Genomic DNA, 20,077 nt, shown 5'->3' on the forward strand with positions numbered 1-20,077 from the left:
GATGCGGCTCACGCCGGGTACGGCTCCCCGCTGGCGGCGGGCGGCCGCACCCGCCCGACGAACCCGGCCACGGCCAGGATCGTCGCGAGGTACGGCAGCATGGACAGGAAGCTGGAGGGGACCTCTCCCGGCGCGGGCAGGACCCCGACGAGCGTCTGCAGCGCGGCGAAGAACCCGAACAGCAGCGAGGCCGCGACGGCACCGCGAGGGCTCCACCGGCCGAAGATCACCGCGGCCAGGGCGATGAACCCCTTGCCGGCGGACATGTTCTCGGTGAACGGCCCGATGGTCCCGATCGACAGGTAGGCCCCGGCCAGGCCCGCGATGCCGCCGGCCACGACGACGTTGACGTAGCGCACGCGCAGCACGTCGATGCCCACGGTGGCCGCGGCCTTGGGGTGCTCGCCGACCGCACGGGTGCGCAGACCCCACCTGGTCCGGAACAGCACGACCTGCAACGCGATGATGATCGCGTACATGACGTAGACGAGGACGTTGGCCTGGAACAGCAGCGGGCCGACGACCGGGATGTCGGCCAGCAGCGGGATGCGGATCGGGTTGAGCACGCCCGGGGCGTTGTACCGCTGGGTGTCGGACTGCATGAGCGCCTTGTAGGCCCACCCGGTGAACCCCAGCGCGGCGGCGTTGATGACGACACCGAGGATGACCTGGTTGACCCGGTAGCGGATCGCGAAGACGGCCAGCAGCCAGCCGACGAGGGCGCCGGACAGGACCGCGCCGACGACCCCCGCACCGAGGTTGCCGGCCATCGAGCCCACCAGCGCGCCGGCGAACGCACCGGTCAGCAGCTGACCCTCGATGGCGACGTTGACGACCCCGCTGCGCTCCCCCAGCACACCGGCCAGGGCGCCCAGGATCAACGGGGTGGCGAGGAAGACCGTCTGCTGCAGCAGCCGCACGACGTCGATCGACGCGTTCGGCCCGCCGCTCATGACCCAGCACAGGAACGCCAGGACGAAGCAGACCAGGGTGACCGCGATGACCAGGGGGTTGCGCCGGGCCCGGAAGCCCCGGGCCAGCTGGAACAGACCCAGCACCACGATCACCAGCCCCAGGAGCACGGGCGTGATCGTCGAGGGGACCGTGAGGTCGGGCAGGGTGAGCGCCGAACCACCGCCGAAGCGGAACGTGGCGTCGTCGGGGCCGGAACCGGTTCCCCAGCCCAGCACGGTCACCAGGCCCACGACGACGAGCAGGCCGCCCGTCAGGACGCGCTTGCGCAGGGTCAGCGGGGGTTCGACGTACGCGTGCTCGACGACCGCCGCGGGAGTCTCGGGGCTGACTGCGGAGCTCATCGGGTCCACCCTCCGGCCAGTTCGGAACCGACGCCGGCGCCACCGCCGGACCTCAGGCGGAACACCGAGCGGATCAGCGCCGGGGCCGCGATGAACAGGACGATCGTGGCCTGCAGGACGCCGACGAGGTCGACGGGGACGCCGGTGGCGGACTGCATCTGCACGGCCCCGGCCCGCAGGCCGCCGAACAGGACGCCGGCCGCGATCACCCCGTACGGGTTGTTGCGGCCGAGCAGCGCCACGGTGATGGCGTCGAAACCGATGTTGCCCGCGACGCTGCTGGTCACGCTGCCGGTGACACCGAGCACCTGGGTGGCCCCGGCCAGCCCGGCGAGCCCACCGGCGAAGGCCATCGAGACGACCTGCAGCCGCCCGACCGCCATCCCGGCCGTGCGGGCCGCGTTCGGGTTGGCGCCCACCGCGCGCAGGCGGAACCCCAGCCGGGAGCGCTCGAACAGCCACCAGACGAACACCGCCGCAAGCACCGCCAGCACCAGGCCGGCGTTGACCCGCAGCGACGACCCGAGCAGCGGGGGGAGCTCGGCGCTGGCGTCCACCTGCGAGGAGATCGCCTGGTTGTACGGCGGCCGCTGGAACCAGCGCACCCCCAGCAGGTAGGTCAGCAGGTTGATCGCGACGTAGTTCAGCATGATCGTCGTGATGACCTCGTGGGCGCCCGTGCGTGCCTTCAGCAGGCCGACGATCCCACCCCAGACCAGGCCCCCGGCGATGCCGGCGACGACCGCCACGACCACGTGCAGCACGACGGGCAGGTCCAGGGTGAACCCCACCCACGCCGCGCTGACCGCGCCCGTGATGATCTGACCCTGGGCGCCGATGTTGAACAGGCCCACCCGGAACGACAGGGCCACGCCCAGGCCGGCCAGGATCAGCGGCGTGGCGTTGACCAGCGTCTCGGAGACCGGCCGCAGCGCGGCGGTCCCGGAGAAGTTCGGGTTGTAGACCGCTCCCTGCAGCAGCGCCAGGTAGGCGTCCCGGACGGAGTACCAGGCGTTGGCGAAGAAGTCCCACGGGTAGCTGAAGAAGTACTGGGCGCTGGCCCGGGACTGCTCGTCGCCGACGACGATGAGCACCGCACCGACCAGCAGGGCGCTGAAGATGGCGCAGACCGTCAGCAGCCAGCTGCCGCCCCAGTACAGGCGCCGGCGCTTCGCCTCCCGCGCCGGTTCCTCCACGAGCGAGGTCGAGCTCACAGGCCGTCCTTCCCTGTCGTACCGGCACCCGCCATGAGCAGCCCCAGTTCCTCCTGCGTGGCGTCCGGACCGACCTCACCGGCGATCCGGCCGCGGTACATCACGACGATGCGGTCGGCCAGCGCCCGCACCTCGTCCAGTTCCGTGGACACCAGGACCACGGCGGCGCCCTTGTCGCGCTCGGCCACGATCCGCTGGTGCACGAACTCCTGACTGCCGACGTCGACGCCGCGGGTGGGCTGGGCGACGACCAGCAGCTTCAGCGGCCGCGTCATCTCGCGGGCCAGCACGACCTTCTGCTGGTTGCCGCCGGACAGGGTCGAGGCCGCCGCCTGCGCCGACGGTGTGCGGATGTCGAACTCCGCGATGCGCTCGGCGGCGTTGCGCTGCAGCGCGTCGCGGTTGACGGACAGCCCGCGCGCGAACTGCGGGGAGTCCACCAGGTCGAGCACCAGGTTCTCGGCGATGCTGAACGAGCCGACCAGCCCGTCGTGCAGCCGGTCCTCGGGGACGTACCCGACCCCCAGCGCCAGGACGTCGTCGATGTCGGCACCGGTCACGTCGGTGCCCGCGATGCGCACCGATCCCGCCTCGACGTCCTGCAGGCCGACGATGCTGCGGGTCAGTTCCGTCTGGCCGTTGCCGTCGACGCCGGCGATCGCCAGGACCTCCCCGGCGCGGACGTCGAGGTCGATGTCGTCCAGGAGCACGGTGCCGGACGGGTCCAGCACCCGGACGCCGGCCATCTGCAGGACCGTCCCGCCGGGTTCGGCGACCTCCTTGTCCACCCGCAGCCGCACGTCCCGGCCGACCATCAGCGCGGCCAGTTCCTCCGGCGAGGCGCTCGGCTGCGCCTGGCCGACGACCCTGCCGCGACGGATGACCGTGATGCGGTCGGCGACGGCCTTGACCTCGCGCAGCTTGTGGGTGATGAAGACGATCGACGTGCCGGCGTCGGCCAGTTCGCGCATGACGCGCATGAGGTCGTCGGTCTCGGCCGGGGTCAGCACGGCCGTGGGTTCGTCCAGGACGAGGACCTTCGCCTCGCGCAGCAGCGCCTTGACGATCTCGATGCGCTGCTGCACGCCGACGGCCAGGTCGGCCACGAGGGTGTCGGCGGGGATGGCCAGCCCGAACCGCTGCGAGGTCTCCTCGACGCGCTTGCGGGCCCGGCGCCGGTCGAGCAGGCCGCCGGCCTTCGTCAGCTCGGTGCCCAGGACGATGTTCTCGGTGGCGGTGAACGTCGGGACCAGCATGAAGTGCTGGTGCACCATGCCGATGCCCGCCGCCATGGCGTCACCCGGTGAGGTGAACTCCACGGGTTCGCCGTCGACGAGGATCTGCCCCTCGTCGGGGGTGTACAGGCCGTAGAGCACGTTCATCAGCGTGCTCTTGCCGGCCCCGTTCTCGCCCAGCAGGGCGTGGATCTCGCCCTCGCGGACGACGAGGTCGATGGAGTCGTTGGCGACGAGGGGCCCGAAGCGCTTCGTGATGCCCTTGAGTTCCAGTTGCACCTGCGCGTCGTTCCCCTCGTCGCCTTCGAAACCCGTTGCTCAGCTGGCCTGGATGGCGTTCGGCGAGGTGATCTCGATCGAGCCGTCGATGATGCCCTGCTTGACGGCGTCGAGCTCGCTCTTCAGCTCGGCGGACACCTGCGAGTCGAACTGGTTGAACGGCGCCAGGCCGGTGCCGTCGTTCTCCAGGGTCCCGACGTACCCACCGGTCGGGACGTCGCCCTCGGCCGCGGCCAGGACGTAGTCCTTGACGGCGTTGGTGAGGTTCTTCGTCACCGAGGAGATGAAGTACTGGCAGTACTGCGCGGCGCTCACGCAGCCGTCGGTGTCGACCCAGATGAGGTTCAGGGAGCCACCGGCGGCCTCGGCCGCCGCGCCCGCGCCCAGGCCGGCCTGACCGGCGACCGGCATGACGATGTCGGCGCCCTGCGCAGCCAGCGTCTCGGTGATCGAGCGCCCGGCGGCCTGGTCGACGAAGGAGTTGGCGAAGGTCCCGCCGTCGGGGTTGTTCTCGTCCCAGCCGATGACCTTGACGTTCGTCCCCTTCTGGGCGTTGTAGTACTGCACGCCCTCCCAGAAACCGTCCATGTAGATGGTCACCGGCGGGATGGGCAGACCGCCCCAGGTGCCGACGGTGCCCGTCTTGGTCATGCCGGCCGCGAGGTAACCACCGAGGAAACCACCCTCGGCGGTGTTGTACTGGAAGGCGTAGACGTTGTCGGCGGCCGCGTCGGAGTCGATCTCGGCGAAGTTCTGGTCGGGGTTGGCCTGCGCGACCTCGGCGACGGCGTCCTTCATGAGACCGCCGACGGCGACGATGGTGCCGCAGCCCTTGGCGACCTCGGCGTTGAGGTTCGGGATGTAGTCCGCGTCGCTGTTGGACGGGACGTAGGAGATCTCGATGTTCGGGTTCTCCTCCTTGGCCTGCTCGAAGCCGGCGTAGGAGCTCTCGTTGAACGAGCGGTCGTCGACACCACCGGTGTCCAGGACCATGCAGGCGCTGAAGGCGTCGCCGCCGCCGGCGGCGGACTCACCCGACCCGGCGGTGTCGTCCGGACGGTCGCCGCAGGAGGCGAGCAGGAGGGCGGCCGCGCCCAGGGCGGCCACCGGAGCGAGGCGGTGGAACGTCTTCATGGTGGGAAGTCCTCCAGGTCTGGGTGTCCCGCACGTGAACGCGGCGCGTCCGGAGTGGAACAGGCGAACGCGCCCCAATCGTAATGGTCAGGAACTCCCCCTCCGTCCGTTCGAGCGGACAGGTTGTCCAGATCGAGACCGTCCGGCCGGGCACGTCAGCCGGACAGGTCAGTGCGGGGCACCTCCGGGCATCGCGCGCTGTGAGGCCGCGGTCACCGCGAGCACTCCGATGCCGACGGCGAGCGCGTCCTCGTCCGGCGTGAAGTCGCCGCGGTGCAGGTCGTAGGCCGGCCCGCCGGGCGAGCGCGTGCCCAGCCGCACCATCGCCCCGGGGACGTGGTGCAGGTACCAGGCGAAGTCCTCCCCGCCCAGGGACTGCCGGGTCGGCAGCACCGCGTCGGGGCCCAGGAACTCGCGGGCCGCCTCGTCGAGGGCGGCCGTGGCGTGCACCTCGTTGTCGACCGGCGGCACGCCGCGCACGAGCGTCACCTCGGCCTGCACGGAGTAGGGCCGCACGAGGTCGGCCACGACGGCCTCGACGAGTTCGCCGGCGTGCTGCCAGGCCTCGGTCTCCATGCAGCGCAACGTCCCGGCCGCGTACCCCTCGGCGGGCACGGCGTTGGGGGCGTCGCCGGCGTGGACCGCGCCCCAGGTGAGGTTGACCCCGGCGCGCGGGTCGACCCGGCGGGCCAGGACGGCCGGCAGCTGGGTGACGACCTGGCCGAGGGCGAACACGAGGTCACCGGCCAGGTGCGGGCGCGAGGTGTGCCCGCCGGTGCCGGAGAGCCGGACGGTCACGTGGTCCGAGGCCGAGGTGATGGGCCCGGCCTTCAGGCCCACGGTGCCGGCGTACAGGCTCGGGTCGCAGTGCAGGCCGTACAGGGCGGCGACGCCCTCGAGCGCGCCGGTGCCGATGACGTCCAGCGCACCGCCGGGCATGACCTCCTCGGCGGGCTGGAAGATCAGCCGGACGCCGTGCGGGAGGTCACCCGTCCGGGCGAGGTCGGCCAGCACCAGCCCGGCGCCCAGCACGCTGGCGGTGTGCACGTCGTGCCCGCAGGCGTGGGCGACGCCGGGAACGGTCGAGGCGTAGGGCAGCCCGGTGGCCTCGGTCAGGGGCAGGGCGTCCAGGTCGGCGCGCACACCCACCCGCCGGCCGTCGGGTCCCTGCGGCCCCAGGTCGCAGAGGAGGCCGGTCCCCGGCAGCAACCTGACGCGCCCGCCGGCCCCGGTGAGCAGCTCGGCGACGCGGGCGGTGGTGCGGTGCTCCTCGCGCGCGAGCTCGGGGTGGCTGTGGATCTCGCGGCGCAGGGCCCGGGCGGTCGGCTCGTGCTCGGCGACCAGCGCGGCGATCCGTGCTGCGAGGTCGCCGGAACGCCCACCGGACCCGGTCGCCGCCCGTGGGGTGCTCGTGTCGCTGGTCACTGGGCGCTCACCGGGTCCTCACGTGGTCCGACGGTACCCGCCACTCGTCGCCGACGCCGACCTCGCCCGGCCGCCGGCCCCCGCGCGCAGGAGCCGGCGGCCGCGGGTCAGACGACCTTGAGCCCGGCCTCCTTGGCGCGCTCGACGAGCTTCTTGACCTCCTGGGCCCGGGCGCGGGTGGTCACCATGAGCGCGTCGGGGGTGTCGACGACGACGAGGTCGTCCACCCCCAGCAGCGCGACGACGCGGTCGTTGCCCGGCACGACGAGGCCACCGGCGACGCCCTCGGTGATGACCAGGTCGGGGTCGCCCAGGATCTTGGGCATGTCGACGTCGGCCGGCAGCAGCTCGGCCAGCGAGGAGAAGTCCCCGACGTCGTCCCAGCCGAAGGTGGCCGGCACGACGGCGACGCGCCCCTCCTCGGCGGCCGGCTCGGCCACGGCGTGGTCGATGGCGATGGACGGCAGCGCGGACCACTGCTCCTCGAGCACGGTGTCGCGCTGCGGGGTGTCCCAGGCGTCGGCGATGCGCTGCAGCCCCGCGTGCAGGACCGGGGCGTGCAGGGCCAGCAGTTCCAGCAGCACGTCGGCGCGGGCGACGAACATGCCGCCGTTCCAGCGGTAGTCGCCGGTGGACAGGTACGCCGAGGCGGTCCGCGCGTCGGGCTTCTCCTTGAACTGCACGACGCGGCGGGCGTTCGGCGCCCCCTGCAGCCGCAGGCGCTTGCCCAGGCGGATGTAGCCGAAGCCCGTCGCCGGGTGGGAGGGGGCGATGCCGATGGTGACGACGAAACCGCGGCGGGCGGTGACCACGGCCTCCTCCACCGAACTCTCGAAGTCGTCGCGGCCGGAGATGTTGTGGTCGGCCGCGAAGGACCCCAGGACGGCGTCGGGGTTGCGGCGCACCAGGACGGCGGCGGCCAGGCCGATGGCGGCCGCGGAGTCGCGCTGGCAGGGTTCGCGCAGGATGTTGGCGTCGGGCAGCTCGGGCAGCTGGGCGGCGACCGCGTCCGCGTGCAGGCGGCCGGTGACGACGAGGGTGCGGTCGGCGTCGGCCAGCGGTTGCAGGCGGTCCCAGGTCGACTGCAGCAGGGTGCGGCCCCGGCCGGTCAGGTCGAGCAGGAACTTGGGCCGGTCGCTGCGCGACAACGGCCACAGCCGGGTCCCGGCGCCTCCGGCGGGGACGACGGCGTGGAAGTCGGACAGGTCGATCTGACCGTCCTCCAGGTCGTCCTCCGACCAGGACGCCGACCAGCTGCTGCCCGCGCCCGTCTGCACCCCGCCACTCACGGGTCCCCCATCGCTCATGGGCGGGAACCTACCGGTGACCCCCCGCCACCCCGTCGTCCCCGCCGGATTCGTCCCGCATCCGGCGGAGAATCCCCCGTACGGGCCTCCGACGCGCTGTAGGAGGTTGCGCCGGCCCGCCCGGGTGGTCCAGGGTAGGTGAGCCTGACCTGCGTGACCTGGACCTCACGACGCCGTGAGTCCTTCATCACAAATGCCCCACGGCGAGCCGGTGGGGCTTCCTCGCTGTACCCGCACGCCTACAGTGGACTCGAGGACGCCGACGCCCGAGCGCCGCAGCCCGGGAGTACCGGCGTCGAGGAGCACTCGAGGAGGACGTCGGTGGCCACGAGCCTCACCCCACCCGGACAGGGCGCACCCGCCGGGAAGCTGAAACCTGCAGGCACCCTCTACCGCGGCCAGGAAGGCATGTGGTCGTGGGTCATGCACCGGATCTCCGGTGTCCTGATCTTCTTCTTCCTCTTCGTGCACGTCCTGGACACCGCCACCGTGCGGGTCTCGCCCGAGGTGTACAACGGCGTCATCGGGCAGTACAAGAACCCGGTGATGGGCCTGGGCGAGGCCGGCCTGGTGGGTGCGGTCGTCTTCCACGCGCTCAACGGGATCCGGATCATCCTCGTCGACTTCTGGTCCGGCGGCACCAAGCACCAGCGCAAGCTCTTCTGGGGCGTCGTCGTCGTCTGGGTGGCTCTGATGGTCCCCTTCCTGATCCGCCACCTGACCAACGTCTTCACCCACTGAGGGACGCAGCCGTGAGCACCGACCAGACCCCCGGCGGCAGTTACGCCCCCGCCCTCGAGACCCCGCGCTCGCCGTACAAGCGCAACAAGGCGACCCGGACCAACTGGGAGCTGTACGGCTGGCTGTTCATGCGCGTGTCCGGTGTCGTCCTCATCGTCCTGGTGTTCGGCCACCTGTTCGTCAACCTCATGACGGGCAACGGGATCCACCAGGTCGACTGGGGGTTCGTCGCCGGCAAGTGGTCCAGCCCGTTCTGGCAGGTCTGGGACCTGCTGATGCTGTGGCTGGCCCAGCTGCACGGCACCAACGGCGTCCGCACCGTCATCAACGACTACGCCGAGCGCGACGCCACGCGGTTCTGGCTGAAGATGGCCCTCTACCTGGCCACCGTGATCGTCCTCGTCGTCGGCACGCTGGTCATCTTCACCTTCGACCCGTGCATGGACCCGAACTCGACGCTGGACGTCTGCCGCCCGGCGATCGACAACGTCCCCACCGTCACCAGCCCGAACACCTGATCCGAGAGCGGGAGCAGCCACCATGCAGACGCACCAGTTCGACGTCGTCATCGTCGGCGCGGGCGGCGCGGGGATGCGCGCGGCCCTGGAATCGGGGCAGCGGGCGCGTACCGCCGTGCTCACCAAGCTCTACCCGACGCGCTCGCACACCGGTGCGGCCCAGGGCGGCATGTGCGCCGCCCTGGCCAACGTCGAGGAGGACAACTGGGAGTGGCACACCTTCGACACCGTCAAGGGCGGCGACTACCTCGTCGACCAGGACGCCGCCGAGGTGATGTGCAAGGAGGCCATCGACGCGGTCCTCGACCTCGAGAAGATGGGCCTGCCGTTCAACCGCACGCCCGAGGGCAAGATCGACCAGCGCCGGTTCGGCGGGCACACCCGCGACCACGGCAAGTCCCCCGTGCGCCGCAGCTGCTTCGCCGCCGACCGCACCGGCCACATGATCCTGCAGACCCTCTACCAGCAGTGCGTCAAGCACGAGGTGGAGTTCTTCAACGAGTTCTACGTCCTCGACCTGCTGCTCGTGCCGCAGGCCCAGGCCAGGACGGGCACGGAGATCGAGGGCGCGGCCGACCAGCCGGGCCTGCAGACCCCGCCGACCATCGGCGTCCCCGGCGACAAGCGCATCGCGGGGGTCGTGGCCTACGAGCTGGCCACCGGCGAGATCCACGTCTTCCAGGCCAAGTCGGTCGTCCTGGCCACCGGCGGCGCCGGCAAGGTCTACAAGACGACCTCGAACGCGCACACGCTGACCGGTGACGGCATGGCCATCGCCTACCGCCGCGGCCTGCCGCTGGAGGACATGGAGTTCTTCCAGTTCCACCCGACCGGCCTGGCGGGCCTGGGCATCCTGCTGTCCGAGGCCGCGCGCGGTGAGGGCGGGATCCTGCGCAACGCCGACGGCGAGCGGTTCATGGAGCGCTACGCCCCCACCATCAAGGACCTCGCACCGCGCGACATCGTCGCCCGCTCGATGGCCAACGAGGTGCGCGAGGGCCGCGGTGCCGGGCCGAACAAGGACTACGTCCTGCTCGACCTGACCCACCTCGAACCGGCGCACATCGACGCCAAGCTGCCCGACATCACCGAGTTCGCCCGCACCTACCTGGGCGTCGAGCCGTACACCGAACCCGTTCCGGTGTACCCCACGGCGCACTACGCCATGGGCGGGGTCCCGACGAACGTCGAGGCCGAGGTGCTGCAGGACAACACCCGCGTCGTCCCCGGGCTGTACGCGGCCGGCGAGGTCGCCTGCGTCTCGGTGCACGGCTCGAACCGGCTGGGCACGAACTCGCTGCTGGACATCAACGTCTTCGGCCGCCGCGCCGGGATCGCGGCCGCGGAGTACGCGAACAAGGCCGAGTGGATCGCCGTTCCGGACGGTTCGGAACTGCACGTCGTGAACTGGATGGCCGAGCTGCGCGACCGTCCGCAGGGCGAGCGGATCTCCGACATCCGCCGTGAGCTGCAGGAGACGATGGACGCCAACGCCCAGGTGTTCCGCACCGAGGCGACGCTCAAGCAGGCGCTCACCGACATCGACCGGCTCAAGGAGCGCTACGCGCGCGCCTCGGTGCAGGACAAGGGCAAGCGGTTCAACCTCGACCTGCTCGAGGGCCTCGAGCTCGGGTTCCTGCTCGACCTCGCCGAGGCGATGTGCCTCGGCGCGCTGGAGCGCAAGGAGTCGCGCGGTGGGCACTTCCGCGAGGACTACCCCAACCGCGACGACGTGAACTACATGCGGCACACGATGGTCTACCGCGAGAACGCCGCCGACGGGTCCTACACGACGCGGCTGGACTTCAAACCCGTCGTCCAGACCCGCTACCAGCCGATGGAGCGCAAGTACTGATGTCCACGTTCGAGACGAGCCCGCGCGAGACGAACGCCGAGGCGGGCCCGGCGAAGTCGGCCGAGACCGCGCGCAGCGGCCAGGGCAAGCCCTCCCCCGGTGAGGGTCAGGGCGGCACCGGCGAGATCCCCTCGTTCACCATCACGCTCAAGGTCCGCCGGTACGACCCCGAACTGGACTCCGAGCCGCACTGGGAGTCCTACGAGCTGACCATGCACGGCACCGACCGTGTGCTGGACGCCCTGCACAAGGTGAAGTGGGAGCAGGACGGCCGGCTGTCGTTCCGGCGTTCCTGCGCCCACGGCGTCTGCGGTTCGGACGCCATGCGCATCAACGGCCGCAACCGGCTGGCCTGCAAGACGCTGCTCAAGGACCTCGACATCAAGAAGCCGATCCTCGTCGAGCCCATCAAGGGCCTGCCGGTGGAGAAGGACCTGATCGTCGACATGGAGCCGTTCTTCGCGGCCTACCGCGAGGTCATGCCGTTCCTCATCACCAAGGGCGCCGAGCCCACGCGTGAGCGGATCCAGTCCCAGGCCGACCGCGAACGCTTCGACGACACCACCAAGTGCATCCTGTGCGCGGCGTGCACGTCGAGCTGCCCGGTGTTCTGGAACGACGGCCAGTACTTCGGACCGGCCGCGATCGTCAACGCGCACCGGTTCATCTTCGACAGCCGCGACCAGGCCTCGGACCTGCGCCTGGAGATCCTCAACGACAAGGAAGGCGTGTGGCGCTGCCGCACCACCTTCAACTGCTCCGAGGCGTGCCCCCGCGGCATCCAGGTGACCAGGGCGATCGCCGAGGTCAAGCAGGCGCTGATCTCGCGCAAGCTCTGACGTCGTGACGTCGAAGGGCCCGACCGCCGGTGCGGTCGGGCCCTTCGTCGTGGGCGGCGCGGTCGGCAACGCCGGTCAGCCAGGTCGGGCGGTGGGCGGTGGAGCACGCTCACCACGTCCTCGTCCAGTTCCGCTGCCACCCCCACCCTCCTGGCCCGGTCGGCTCCCGCGTCCCCGAGCGCACCCCGGTCGGCGAGACCCGGCATCGCGTCGAGGTGGCCGCGGGGTGGATACGCTCCCGGAGTGCTGGATCTGGTCGAGCGGAACCTGTCGGTGGCCGGACGGGCGCTGAGGCTGCGGATGCCGCGCGACCTCGAGGCGCTGTTCACCGAGGAGGCCTTCGAGCGCGACGAGTTCGTGCCCTACTGGGCCGAGCTGTGGCCCAGCGCACTGGCCCTGGCGGACGTGCTGGCCGACCGCGGACCCGGCCCCCGGACGCTGGAGATCGGCTGCGGGCTGGGCGTCCCCTCCCTCGTCGCCGCCCTCGCCGGGTACGAGGTGACGGCGGCCGACTGGTCCCCCGACGCCGTCTCGGTGCTGCGCGGGAACGCCGCCGCGAACGGTGCCGCGCTCACCGTGGCCGAGTGGAGCTGGACGACGGACCCGGCCCCGCTGACACCGCCGTTCGACCTCGTCCTGGCGGCCGACGTGCTGTACGAGCGCCGCAACGTCGAGCCGATCCTGGCCGTGCTGCCCGCTCTCCTCGCCCCCGGCGGCGAGGTGTGGATCGCCGACCCCGGTCGCCTCCCCACCCCGGAGTTCCTCGAGCGCGCGGCGGATCACTGGGCCGTCGGTCGCGTCGAGCACGGCGGACCGCCGGCGGTCACGGTGCACCGCCTCACCCGCCGCTGAGGTCCACCCGGCCCTGAGGTTCACCCGGCGGACACCGTCGACCACCTCGCGCCCCGGCCCCAGGGCCCTACCGTCGGGGTGTGGACACGATCCGTTCCCACCCTGCGCGCGTGGCCACCCTCGTGGTCGCCCTGTGCGCCGCCCTGTTCCTCGGGACGGGCGAACTGGTCTGGACGCGGACGGACGCCGGCGAGCTGATCTCCGTCGAAGCGTTCCTGCTCGGCCGGTGGTTGCTGCTCGTCGCGGCCGCGCTCGCCGGCCTCGGCGCGGTCGACGTCGGCCGCCGCGCCGTGGTGCACCGGTCGCCGACCCGGTCCGACACCGTGCTGGCCCTGCTGGGCGTGGCGGCCGTGGCCGCGCTCGTCGTCGTGTTCTTCCCGGGCGGCGGCGGGTCGGGCGCGGGCGGCTGAGCCGGCTCACGGCTTCCCGCGCGACGCAGGACCGGGATCGCCCGCACCGGAACGTTCCGACACCTCGGAGTCGCTGCGGGGTGTCGGAACGTTCCGGTCCGCGGAGCGCTTGCGGGGTCAGGCGCCGGCAGCGGCCAAGGAGGCGGCCCGGCGCCGCGCGCCCACGGACGCGGCGATCTCGAAGGCGTGCTCGATGGCACCGGTCCCCGCGACCCCCTGGCCGACGATGTCGAAGGCCGTCCCGTGCGCCGGGGTGCAGATCGGGACCTCGAGCCCACCCGCGATGGTCACCCCGCGGTCGAAGCCGATGAGCTTCATCGCGATCTGTCCCTGGTCGTGGTACATCGTCACGACGCCGTCGAACTCGTCGGTGCGCGCCCGCAGGAAGATCGTGTCCGAGGGGAACGGACCGGCGACGTCGATCCCCTCCCCGGTCAGCTGCGCCACGGCGGGCTGCAGGACGTCGATCTCGTGCCGGCCGAAGCGGCCACCCTCACCGGCGTGCGGGTTCAGCGCGCACATCGCGAGCTTCGGGCTGGCGATCCCCCGTTCACGCAGCAGGCGGTCGAGCAACCGGGTGGCGCCGAGCACGCGGTCGGTCGTGATGAGCGCGTCCACCTCACCGATCGACACGTGCGAGGAGACCCGCGAGGTCATGAGCCCGGGCAGCACGTTGATCTCGCACGTGAACCCGTCGCCGGCGGGGTCCGGCCCCAGGACCGACTCGAACCAGTGCAGCTCGTCGTTCTCGGCCATGCCGGCCAGGTGCATGGAGGTCTTGTTCAGCGAGGCGAAGACGATGGCGTCGACCTCGCCGGCCTGGACCAGGTCCAGTGCGGTGGCCAGGGCGTCCAGCGACCACCGGCCGCCCTCGGCGGTGGCCTTGCGGCGTTCGAACCCTCCCTCCGGTCGCACCCCCCGCGTGGGGTGCACGGTCGGCAGGCCGTCCCCGGGGGTCTGCGAGATCCGGATCGGCACCCCGGCGTCGGCCTCGGCCGCGGCGATCTCCTCGGCGTCGGTCACCAGGACGACGTCGGCGGCGGCCGTGGTCGCCGGCAGCGACAGCAGCTTGGCCACCAGTTCCGGGCCGACACCGGCGGGGTCACCGAAGGTCAGGGCGATGCGGGGTCGGGCGGTGGGCTGGTCGGTCACGAGTTTCCTTCCGAGGAGTTGTCGTTGCGGTGCGGGGCACCGGCCGTGACGGTTTCGCGGTCGGTCCCGGCGGGCACGGCCGCCGGCCGCAGCCGGCGGTAGAGCGCCGGCCCACCGACGAGCGCGGCGGCCAGGACGAGGATGACGACGGCCGTCGGGCTGCCGAAGACCAGGCCGGCGACGCCGGCGTCGCCGGAGAGCGCGGAGGTCTGGACGAGCGCCTTCTCGAACAGCGGACCGATGACCAGCCCGAGCACGAGCGGGGCCATCGGCAGTCCGAGCCGTTTCATCGCGTAGCCGACGAGGCCGAAGACCAGCACGACCCAGATGCTGAACATGCTGTTCTTGACCGAGTAGGCACCCAGCAGGCTCGTGGCGATGATCAGCGGGTACATGAACGCGTAGCGGATCCGCAGCAACTGCGCGAAGACCGGCGCGAGCGGCAGGTTCAGCATCAGCAGCATGAGGTTGCCGATGAAGAACGAGACCAGCAGACCCCAGACCAGCACCGGCTGGTTCTCGAACAGCAGCGGGCCGGGCTGGATGCCGTAGACGAGGAACGCCCCGAGCAGGACGGCCGTCGTCGCCCCACCGGGAACCCCCAGGGCCAGGGTGGGGATGAAGTTGGCGTTGGAGGCCGCGTTGGTGGCCGCGTCGGGGGCCACGACGCCCTCGATGGCCCCCTTGCCCAACTGCTTGCGGTTCCTGGAGAACTGCTTCTCCGCGCCGTAGGCCATGAACGAGGCCAGGGTGGATCCCGCCCCGGGGAGGCAGCCCAGGAGGAAGCCGATGACGGTGCCGCGCAACGTCGACGGGGTCGCGCGGCGCAGGTCCTCCTTGGTCAGCAGCAGGTCGCGGAAGCGGGCCCGGATCGGGGTCGCCATGCCCTGGTGCAACTGGTTCAGCAGTTCCCCGAGCGCGAACAGGCCGATCATCACCTCGACGAACGGAACCCCGCCGAACAGGTCGATGGTCCCGTAGGCGTAGCGGGGAGTTCCGCTGCCGACGTCCACACCGATGCAGGCGATGAGGATGCCGACCAGGCCCATCGAGATGCCCGGCAGCAGGGCGCCCCCGGAGAAGACCACGATGGTGCACAACCCCAGGACCATGATCGCGAGCATCTCGGCGGGGCCGAAGCCCAGCGCCAGCTTCGCGAACGACGGCGCCAGCGCCATCAGGGCCACGAGGGAGATCGTGGCGGCCACGAACGCCCCGACGGCGGAGATGGCCAGCGCCGGGCCGGCGCGGCCCTTGCGGGCCATCTGGTAGCCGTCGAGGGTCGAGACGACGCTGGAGGCCTCCCCCGGTGTCGCGATGAGGATGGCGGTCGTGGTGGCCCCGAACTGGGCACCGTGGTAGATGCCGGCGAGCATGATCAGCGCGGTGAGCGGGGACAGGGTCAGCGTGACCGGGATGAGGATGGCCACCCCGGTGGCCGACCCCAGCCCGGGCAGGATGCCGATGACCGTGCCGAGCAGGACACCGAGGAAGCACCAGAGGAGGTTCTCCGGTGTCACGGCCGCCGAGAAGCCGGTGGCGAGGTTGTCGAGCATCACTGCTCCCAGACGGCGGGGTCGAGCAGTCCCCAGGGGAGCGGGATCTGCAGGAGGACGACGAAGACGAGGTAGGACACCGCCAGCGTGCCGACGGCCACGGCCAGCGAGCGCAGCAGCGGCTGACGCTCCACGTACGCGGCCAGGAAGAGGGTCATCACCCCGAGCGTGACGAGCAGGCCCAGGTAGGGGATGGCCAGGGCGGTGACCAGGACGGTGGCGCAGACCAGCAGCAGTTTGCGGCGGGCGTGCGGGACCTCCTCGACGACCGGCGCGTCGTCCGCCTCCACGGCCGTCGCGGCGGGCTCCGCGGCTGCCGCGGCAGGCCGGCGAGCGGCGAGCACGAGCCTGGCCACCGAGACCAGGACGAGGAGGGCCGAGGCGGTCCGCGGAAGGACCGCGGGCCCGACCGAACCGTCCTCCAGCCGCCAGTCGTAGGCGAAGGACAGGACGAAGAACAGGGCGCCCACGAGACCGGTGACGATCGTGGCGACCGTCTGCCCGTCGGGTCCCCGCCGTGCGAGCACCGCACCGGCGTCGCGGCTGGCGGTCACGGTCACGAGAACACCTCCTGCATCTGGACGTCGTAGTCGGCGAGGAAGGCCGCGAAGTCGTCGCCGGTCAGGTTCGCCGGGATGAGCAGGTCCTCGGCGAGGTAGTCGCGGTAGGTGTCCGACTGCATGCCGGCCTCGATCTCGCGGATCCAGTAGTCGCGCTGGACGTCGGAGATGCCCCCGGCGCCGAAGACACCGCGCCACAACGTGACCTCGGCGTCGACGCCCTGTTCCCGGGCGGTCGCCACCTCCCCCAGCACCGGGTCGTCGAAGCGTTCCTTCGACATGGTGCACAACGCCTTCAGGTCGCCGCTCTCGACGTAGGGTTTCGCCGCGGCGGCACTGGCCGGGGCCAGCGCGACCTGCCCGCCCAGCAGTCCGGTGATGACCTCGCCGGTGGATCCGTAGGGGACGACGTCGAGCTGCGCGCCGTTCTCCTCCAGCCCGGCGATGGCCAGCGCGTCGGCGCCCGTACGACCGGAGGAACCGGACACCACGCGCTCGGACGTGCTGGCCGACACCACGTCGGCGCAGGTCTGGAACGGCGAGTCGGCCGGTGCGACGACCATCCGTGAGTCCTCGGCGAACATCACCAGCGGGGTGAAGTCGCGGTAGGTGAACGGCACGTCGTAGACCAGGGGCAGGGTGTTCAGCGCGGTCTCCGCCACGAGCAGGGTGTTCCCGTTCCCCTCCTCGGCGAGGAAGGTCGACCAACCGACCGCGCCGGAACCGCCTTCCTTGTTCTCGACGTTGACGTCGAAACCGAGCTCGCGTTCGTTGAGCGTCTGGGCGATCACCCGGGCCGAGCGGTCGCTGCCGCCACCGGGGGCGAAGGCGACCACGGCCGGCACCGATCCCCGTGGTGTCCAGTCGTCGGGCACCCGGGCGGTGGCCTGCGGGAAGCTGCAGGCCGTCAGCACCGCGACCGCCCCCAGGAGGGCGGAGCGGGAGAGCAGTCGTGACGTCATCGTCACCCCTTCTGCGGCGTGCGAGCCGCTGGACGGAGTTCTTCGTCGAGCTGTGCGGTCCAGCTGTGGAGCTGCCCCGACAGTAGGGGTGACGAGCCGAGACTTCAACCACTTGACCCGAAGTGGTCAACCACTTCGCCACCACCTGCTACGTTTCGGCCATGTCCGACAGCGTCGCCGAGGCACCTCGCACCTCACCGGCCGGCACCTCGGTGTCCGACACGACCCGCCGCGTCCTGGCCCTGGTCGCCGACGCCGGGCTGACCAGGGGCGACAAGCTGCCCGCCGAACGGCAACTGGCCGCCGAGCTCGGTGTGAGCCGCTCGGTGGTGCGCGAGGCGCTGGCCGCCCTGGACCTGCTCGGCGTGGTCGACGTCCGGCACGGCTCGGGCACCTACCTGGCCGGCCGGCCCTCCACCCTGCTCCCCCAGGCCATCGAGGCGGGGCTCGTCGTCGGCCGCCCCGAGACCTTCCAGCTGGTCGAGGCCCGCCACCACCTGGAGGTGGCGCTGGCCTCGATCGCGGCGCGCCGGATCGAGCCCGAGGGCCTGGTCCGGCTGAGCGAGGCGCTCGCGCAGATGCAGCGCACCGGATCCGCCGGGGACATCGACGCCTTCGTCGACGCCGACGTGGCGTTCCACCTGGTCGTCGCCGAGGTCTCCGGCAACGTCGTCCTCGCCGACATGCTCGGCAGCGTCCGCTCGCTGCTGGGCGTGTGGATGTCCCGGGCGGTCCGCGCCGACGGTGGGCACGTCCACGACACCCTGGCCGAGCACGGCGCGGTGCTCGACGCGATCGCCGCCGGCCGTCCCACGGCCGCCGAGCGCGCGATGCGCGTGCACATGAGGAACGCCGAGAGCCGCCTCATGCGGACCCTGCGGGACGTGCCCGAGGAGTAGGTCGCGGAGCCCCCGCCGGGAAGTGGTCCGCGCCACCGCTGCGTAGAGTGCGGGCAGGGCCACCTCGGGGAGACTGATGCGTCACCAGGACCGCTACCTGCAGATCAGCCGGATCCTGTCCCGGCACGGTCTGGGGTACTTCATCGACGCCCTGGGGCTGGAACGGTGGGTGCGCACCGACTGGGACTTCCTCGGCCGCCCCCGCGAGCGCGAGCGCCACTCCCGCGCCGAGCACGTCCGGCTGGTCATGGAGGAGCTCGGGCCGACGGCGGTCAAGATCGGCCAGATCCTGTCGACCCGGCCCGACCTGCTGCCGCCCACCTTCCAGCGTGAGCTCGAGAAGCTGCAGGACAGCGCGACCCCGGTGCCCTACGAGACGGTGCGCGACGCCGTCCACGAGGAACTCGGCCAGGACCCCGAGGACCTGTTCGTGAACTTCAGCCGCACCCCGCTGGCCAGCGCCAGCATCGGCCAGGCGCACACCGCCGTCCTCGACGACGGCACCCAGGTCGTGGTGAAGGTGCGCCGGCCGGGGGTCGTCGAGGAGGTCGAGGGCGACCTGGAGATCCTGCGGACGCTGGCCGTCCAGGCCTCCCGCCGCTGGTCGGTCGCGGCCGACTACGACGTCGTCGGGCTCGCGACGGACTTCGCGGACACCCTGCGCGCCGAGCTCGACTACCTGGCCGAGGGCCACAACGCCGAGCGGTTCGCCCGCAACTTCGAGGGCGACCCCGACATCCGGATCCCGACGGTGTACTGGGAGACCACGACCTCCCGGGTCATCACCCTCGAGCGGCTGCACGGGGTGAAGATCAGCGACGAGGCCGCGCTGGCGGAGTACGGGATCGACCGCTCGGCGCTGGCCGCGCGGGCGACGCGCCTGCTGGCGGACATGGTGTTCGAGCACGGGTTCTTCCACGCCGACCCGCACCCGGGGAACTTCCTCATCGAACCGTCCGGGCGCATCGGGCTGCTGGACTACGGGATGGTCGGCGAGGTCGACGAGCGCTCCCGCGAGCACCTGGCGATGCTGCTGGCCGCGTTCGACCGCCGCGACCCGGCCCGCATCGCCGCCGCGTTCGCCACCGTCGGCGTCACCGAGCACCGCGTCGACCGGGTGCGGCTGACGACCGACTGCGCCCACCTGCTGCGCACCTACGAGGGTCTGCCCCTGGGCAAGATCTCCGTCGGCGACATCGTGCGCGACGTGCTGGAGATCCTGCGCCGGCACCACCTGGCCCTGCCCCGCAACCTCGCGCTCGTCGTGAAGATGATCGTGATGACCGAGGGTCTCGGGGCCAGCCTCGACCCGGAGTTCCAGCTCGGGCGGATCCTCGGTCCCTACGCCCGCCGCCTGGTGCGCAAGCACTTCGATCCGCTGGTCCTGGCCAAGCGGGTGCGTCAGGCCGGCCTCGACGTCGCCGCGCTCGGGGTGGAACTGCCCGGTCAGCTCGGTCGCGTCCTGGACGTCCTGGACCGCGACGGCATCTCGGTGTCGTTGCGGACCGAGGAGCTGGACCCCCTGATCACCCGGGTCGAGCGCATCGGCAACCGGCTCGTCGTCGGCCTCATCGTCTCGGCGGGGGTGGAGGCGCTCGCGGTCATCGCCTCGACCGATCCCGACCGGCTCAAACCGCACGAGACGAAGGTGGCCGCCGTGGGGATCGCGGCGCTGGGCGCGCTGACGGGGTACCTGGGCTGGACGGCCCGCGGCCACCGCCGGCGCCGGCGCTGACCCCCGGAACCGGCGTCCCCCGCCGCGAGGTCACGGCAGGCTCCCCTCGTCGGCGCGCCACGGAACCGACACCGCAGCGCGCCGGCGA

Annotated in this window: 18 protein-coding genes; 8 read left to right on the forward strand and 10 right to left on the reverse strand. The window is 71.8% G+C overall.

Going from position 1 to position 20,077, the window contains the following annotated elements:
• Positions 1 to 8: 8 nt before the first annotated feature.
• The 6 genes from ACRYR2_RS05735 to ACRYR2_RS05760 all read right to left on the reverse strand — a co-directional run bounded on the left by ACRYR2_RS05735 (position 9) and on the right by ACRYR2_RS05760 (position 7,910).
• Positions 9 to 1,316, reverse strand: coding sequence for an ABC transporter permease (locus tag ACRYR2_RS05735; protein ID WP_432561872.1), 1,308 nt, complete (start codon positions 1,314 to 1,316; stop codon positions 9 to 11).
• Positions 1,313 to 2,530 (reverse strand): ABC transporter permease, encoded by a 1,218-nt coding sequence (locus ACRYR2_RS05740; RefSeq protein ID WP_432561873.1) that lies wholly within the window; start codon positions 2,528 to 2,530, stop codon positions 1,313 to 1,315. The genes ACRYR2_RS05735 and ACRYR2_RS05740 overlap by 4 nt, the downstream gene beginning before the upstream one ends.
• Complete coding sequence (locus ACRYR2_RS05745) at positions 2,527 to 4,044, reverse strand: ABC transporter ATP-binding protein (RefSeq protein ID WP_432561874.1); 1,518 nt, start codon at positions 4,042 to 4,044, stop codon at positions 2,527 to 2,529. Before ACRYR2_RS05745 ends, ACRYR2_RS05740 begins: the two co-directional genes overlap by 4 nt.
• A 39-nt stretch (positions 4,045 to 4,083) precedes the next feature.
• Positions 4,084 to 5,178, reverse strand: coding sequence for a BMP family lipoprotein (locus ACRYR2_RS05750; protein ID WP_432561875.1), 1,095 nt, complete (start codon positions 5,176 to 5,178; stop codon positions 4,084 to 4,086).
• Between the two features lie 168 nt (positions 5,179 to 5,346).
• Complete coding sequence (locus ACRYR2_RS05755) at positions 5,347 to 6,603, reverse strand: amidohydrolase (protein ID WP_432561876.1); 1,257 nt, start codon at positions 6,601 to 6,603, stop codon at positions 5,347 to 5,349.
• A gap of 107 nt (positions 6,604 to 6,710) precedes the next feature.
• The gene (locus tag ACRYR2_RS05760) at positions 6,711 to 7,910 is read right to left on the reverse strand and encodes a mannose-1-phosphate guanylyltransferase (RefSeq protein ID WP_432561877.1); all 1,200 of its coding nucleotides are present in this window, start codon (positions 7,908 to 7,910) and stop codon (positions 6,711 to 6,713) included.
• Positions 7,911 to 8,231: 321 nt separating this feature from the next.
• On the opposite strand from ACRYR2_RS05760, the gene sdhC reads away from it, so the two are divergent.
• The 6 genes from sdhC to ACRYR2_RS05790 all read left to right on the forward strand — a co-directional run bounded on the left by sdhC (position 8,232) and on the right by ACRYR2_RS05790 (position 13,125).
• On the forward strand, positions 8,232 to 8,651 hold the full coding sequence (gene sdhC / locus ACRYR2_RS05765; protein ID WP_432561878.1) for a succinate dehydrogenase, cytochrome b556 subunit: 420 nt from the start codon (positions 8,232 to 8,234) through the stop codon (positions 8,649 to 8,651).
• Positions 8,652 to 8,662: 11 nt separating this feature from the next.
• On the forward strand, positions 8,663 to 9,169 hold the full coding sequence (locus ACRYR2_RS05770) for a succinate dehydrogenase hydrophobic membrane anchor subunit (protein ID WP_432561879.1): 507 nt from the start codon (positions 8,663 to 8,665) through the stop codon (positions 9,167 to 9,169).
• 22 nt (positions 9,170 to 9,191) lie between these two features.
• Complete coding sequence (locus ACRYR2_RS05775; RefSeq protein WP_432561880.1) at positions 9,192 to 11,024, forward strand: FAD-binding protein; 1,833 nt, start codon at positions 9,192 to 9,194, stop codon at positions 11,022 to 11,024.
• Positions 11,024 to 11,863: a succinate dehydrogenase iron-sulfur subunit gene (locus ACRYR2_RS05780; RefSeq protein WP_432561881.1), complete on the forward strand. Its 840-nt coding sequence runs from the start codon at positions 11,024 to 11,026 to the stop codon at positions 11,861 to 11,863. Before ACRYR2_RS05775 ends, ACRYR2_RS05780 begins: the two co-directional genes overlap by 1 nt.
• 243 nt (positions 11,864 to 12,106) lie before the next feature.
• Complete coding sequence (locus tag ACRYR2_RS05785) at positions 12,107 to 12,715, forward strand: class I SAM-dependent methyltransferase (protein WP_432561882.1); 609 nt, start codon at positions 12,107 to 12,109, stop codon at positions 12,713 to 12,715.
• A gap of 110 nt (positions 12,716 to 12,825) precedes the next feature.
• Entirely contained in the window at positions 12,826 to 13,125 is a 300-nt protein-coding gene (locus tag ACRYR2_RS05790; protein ID WP_432561883.1) for a hypothetical protein, read from the forward strand.
• 117 nt (positions 13,126 to 13,242) lie between these two features.
• Here the strand turns inward: ACRYR2_RS05790 and ACRYR2_RS05795 are convergent, their stop codons facing one another.
• From ACRYR2_RS05795 to ACRYR2_RS05810, 4 genes are read right to left on the reverse strand one after another with little or no spacing between them, the layout of a single operon-like run.
• On the reverse strand, positions 13,243 to 14,277 hold the full coding sequence (locus ACRYR2_RS05795) for a 4-hydroxythreonine-4-phosphate dehydrogenase PdxA (protein ID WP_432561884.1): 1,035 nt from the start codon (positions 14,275 to 14,277) through the stop codon (positions 13,243 to 13,245).
• Positions 14,274 to 15,833: a tripartite tricarboxylate transporter permease gene (locus ACRYR2_RS05800; RefSeq protein ID WP_432561885.1), complete on the reverse strand. Its 1,560-nt coding sequence runs from the start codon at positions 15,831 to 15,833 to the stop codon at positions 14,274 to 14,276. The genes ACRYR2_RS05795 and ACRYR2_RS05800 overlap by 4 nt, the downstream gene beginning before the upstream one ends.
• Positions 15,833 to 16,393 carry a tripartite tricarboxylate transporter TctB family protein gene (locus ACRYR2_RS05805; protein ID WP_432561886.1) on the reverse strand — a complete coding sequence of 187 codons (561 nt, stop codon included), beginning with the start codon at positions 16,391 to 16,393 and terminating at the stop codon, positions 15,833 to 15,835. The genes ACRYR2_RS05800 and ACRYR2_RS05805 overlap by 1 nt, the downstream gene beginning before the upstream one ends.
• Complete coding sequence (locus tag ACRYR2_RS05810; RefSeq protein ID WP_432561887.1) at positions 16,390 to 17,355, reverse strand: tripartite tricarboxylate transporter substrate binding protein; 966 nt, start codon at positions 17,353 to 17,355, stop codon at positions 16,390 to 16,392. Before ACRYR2_RS05810 ends, ACRYR2_RS05805 begins: the two co-directional genes overlap by 4 nt.
• A gap of 161 nt (positions 17,356 to 17,516) precedes the next feature.
• Between ACRYR2_RS05810 and ACRYR2_RS05815 the strand changes: the two genes are divergently transcribed.
• Positions 17,517 to 18,254, forward strand: coding sequence for a FadR/GntR family transcriptional regulator (locus ACRYR2_RS05815; RefSeq protein ID WP_432561888.1), 738 nt, complete (start codon positions 17,517 to 17,519; stop codon positions 18,252 to 18,254).
• 76 nt (positions 18,255 to 18,330) lie between these two features.
• Complete coding sequence (locus ACRYR2_RS05820; protein ID WP_432561889.1) at positions 18,331 to 19,989, forward strand: ABC1 kinase family protein; 1,659 nt, start codon at positions 18,331 to 18,333, stop codon at positions 19,987 to 19,989.
• Positions 19,990 to 20,077: the final 88 nt, after the last annotated feature.

Source organism: Kineococcus deserti (assembly GCF_050871945.1).
Taxonomy (GTDB): domain Bacteria; phylum Actinomycetota; class Actinomycetes; order Actinomycetales; family Kineococcaceae; genus Kineococcus.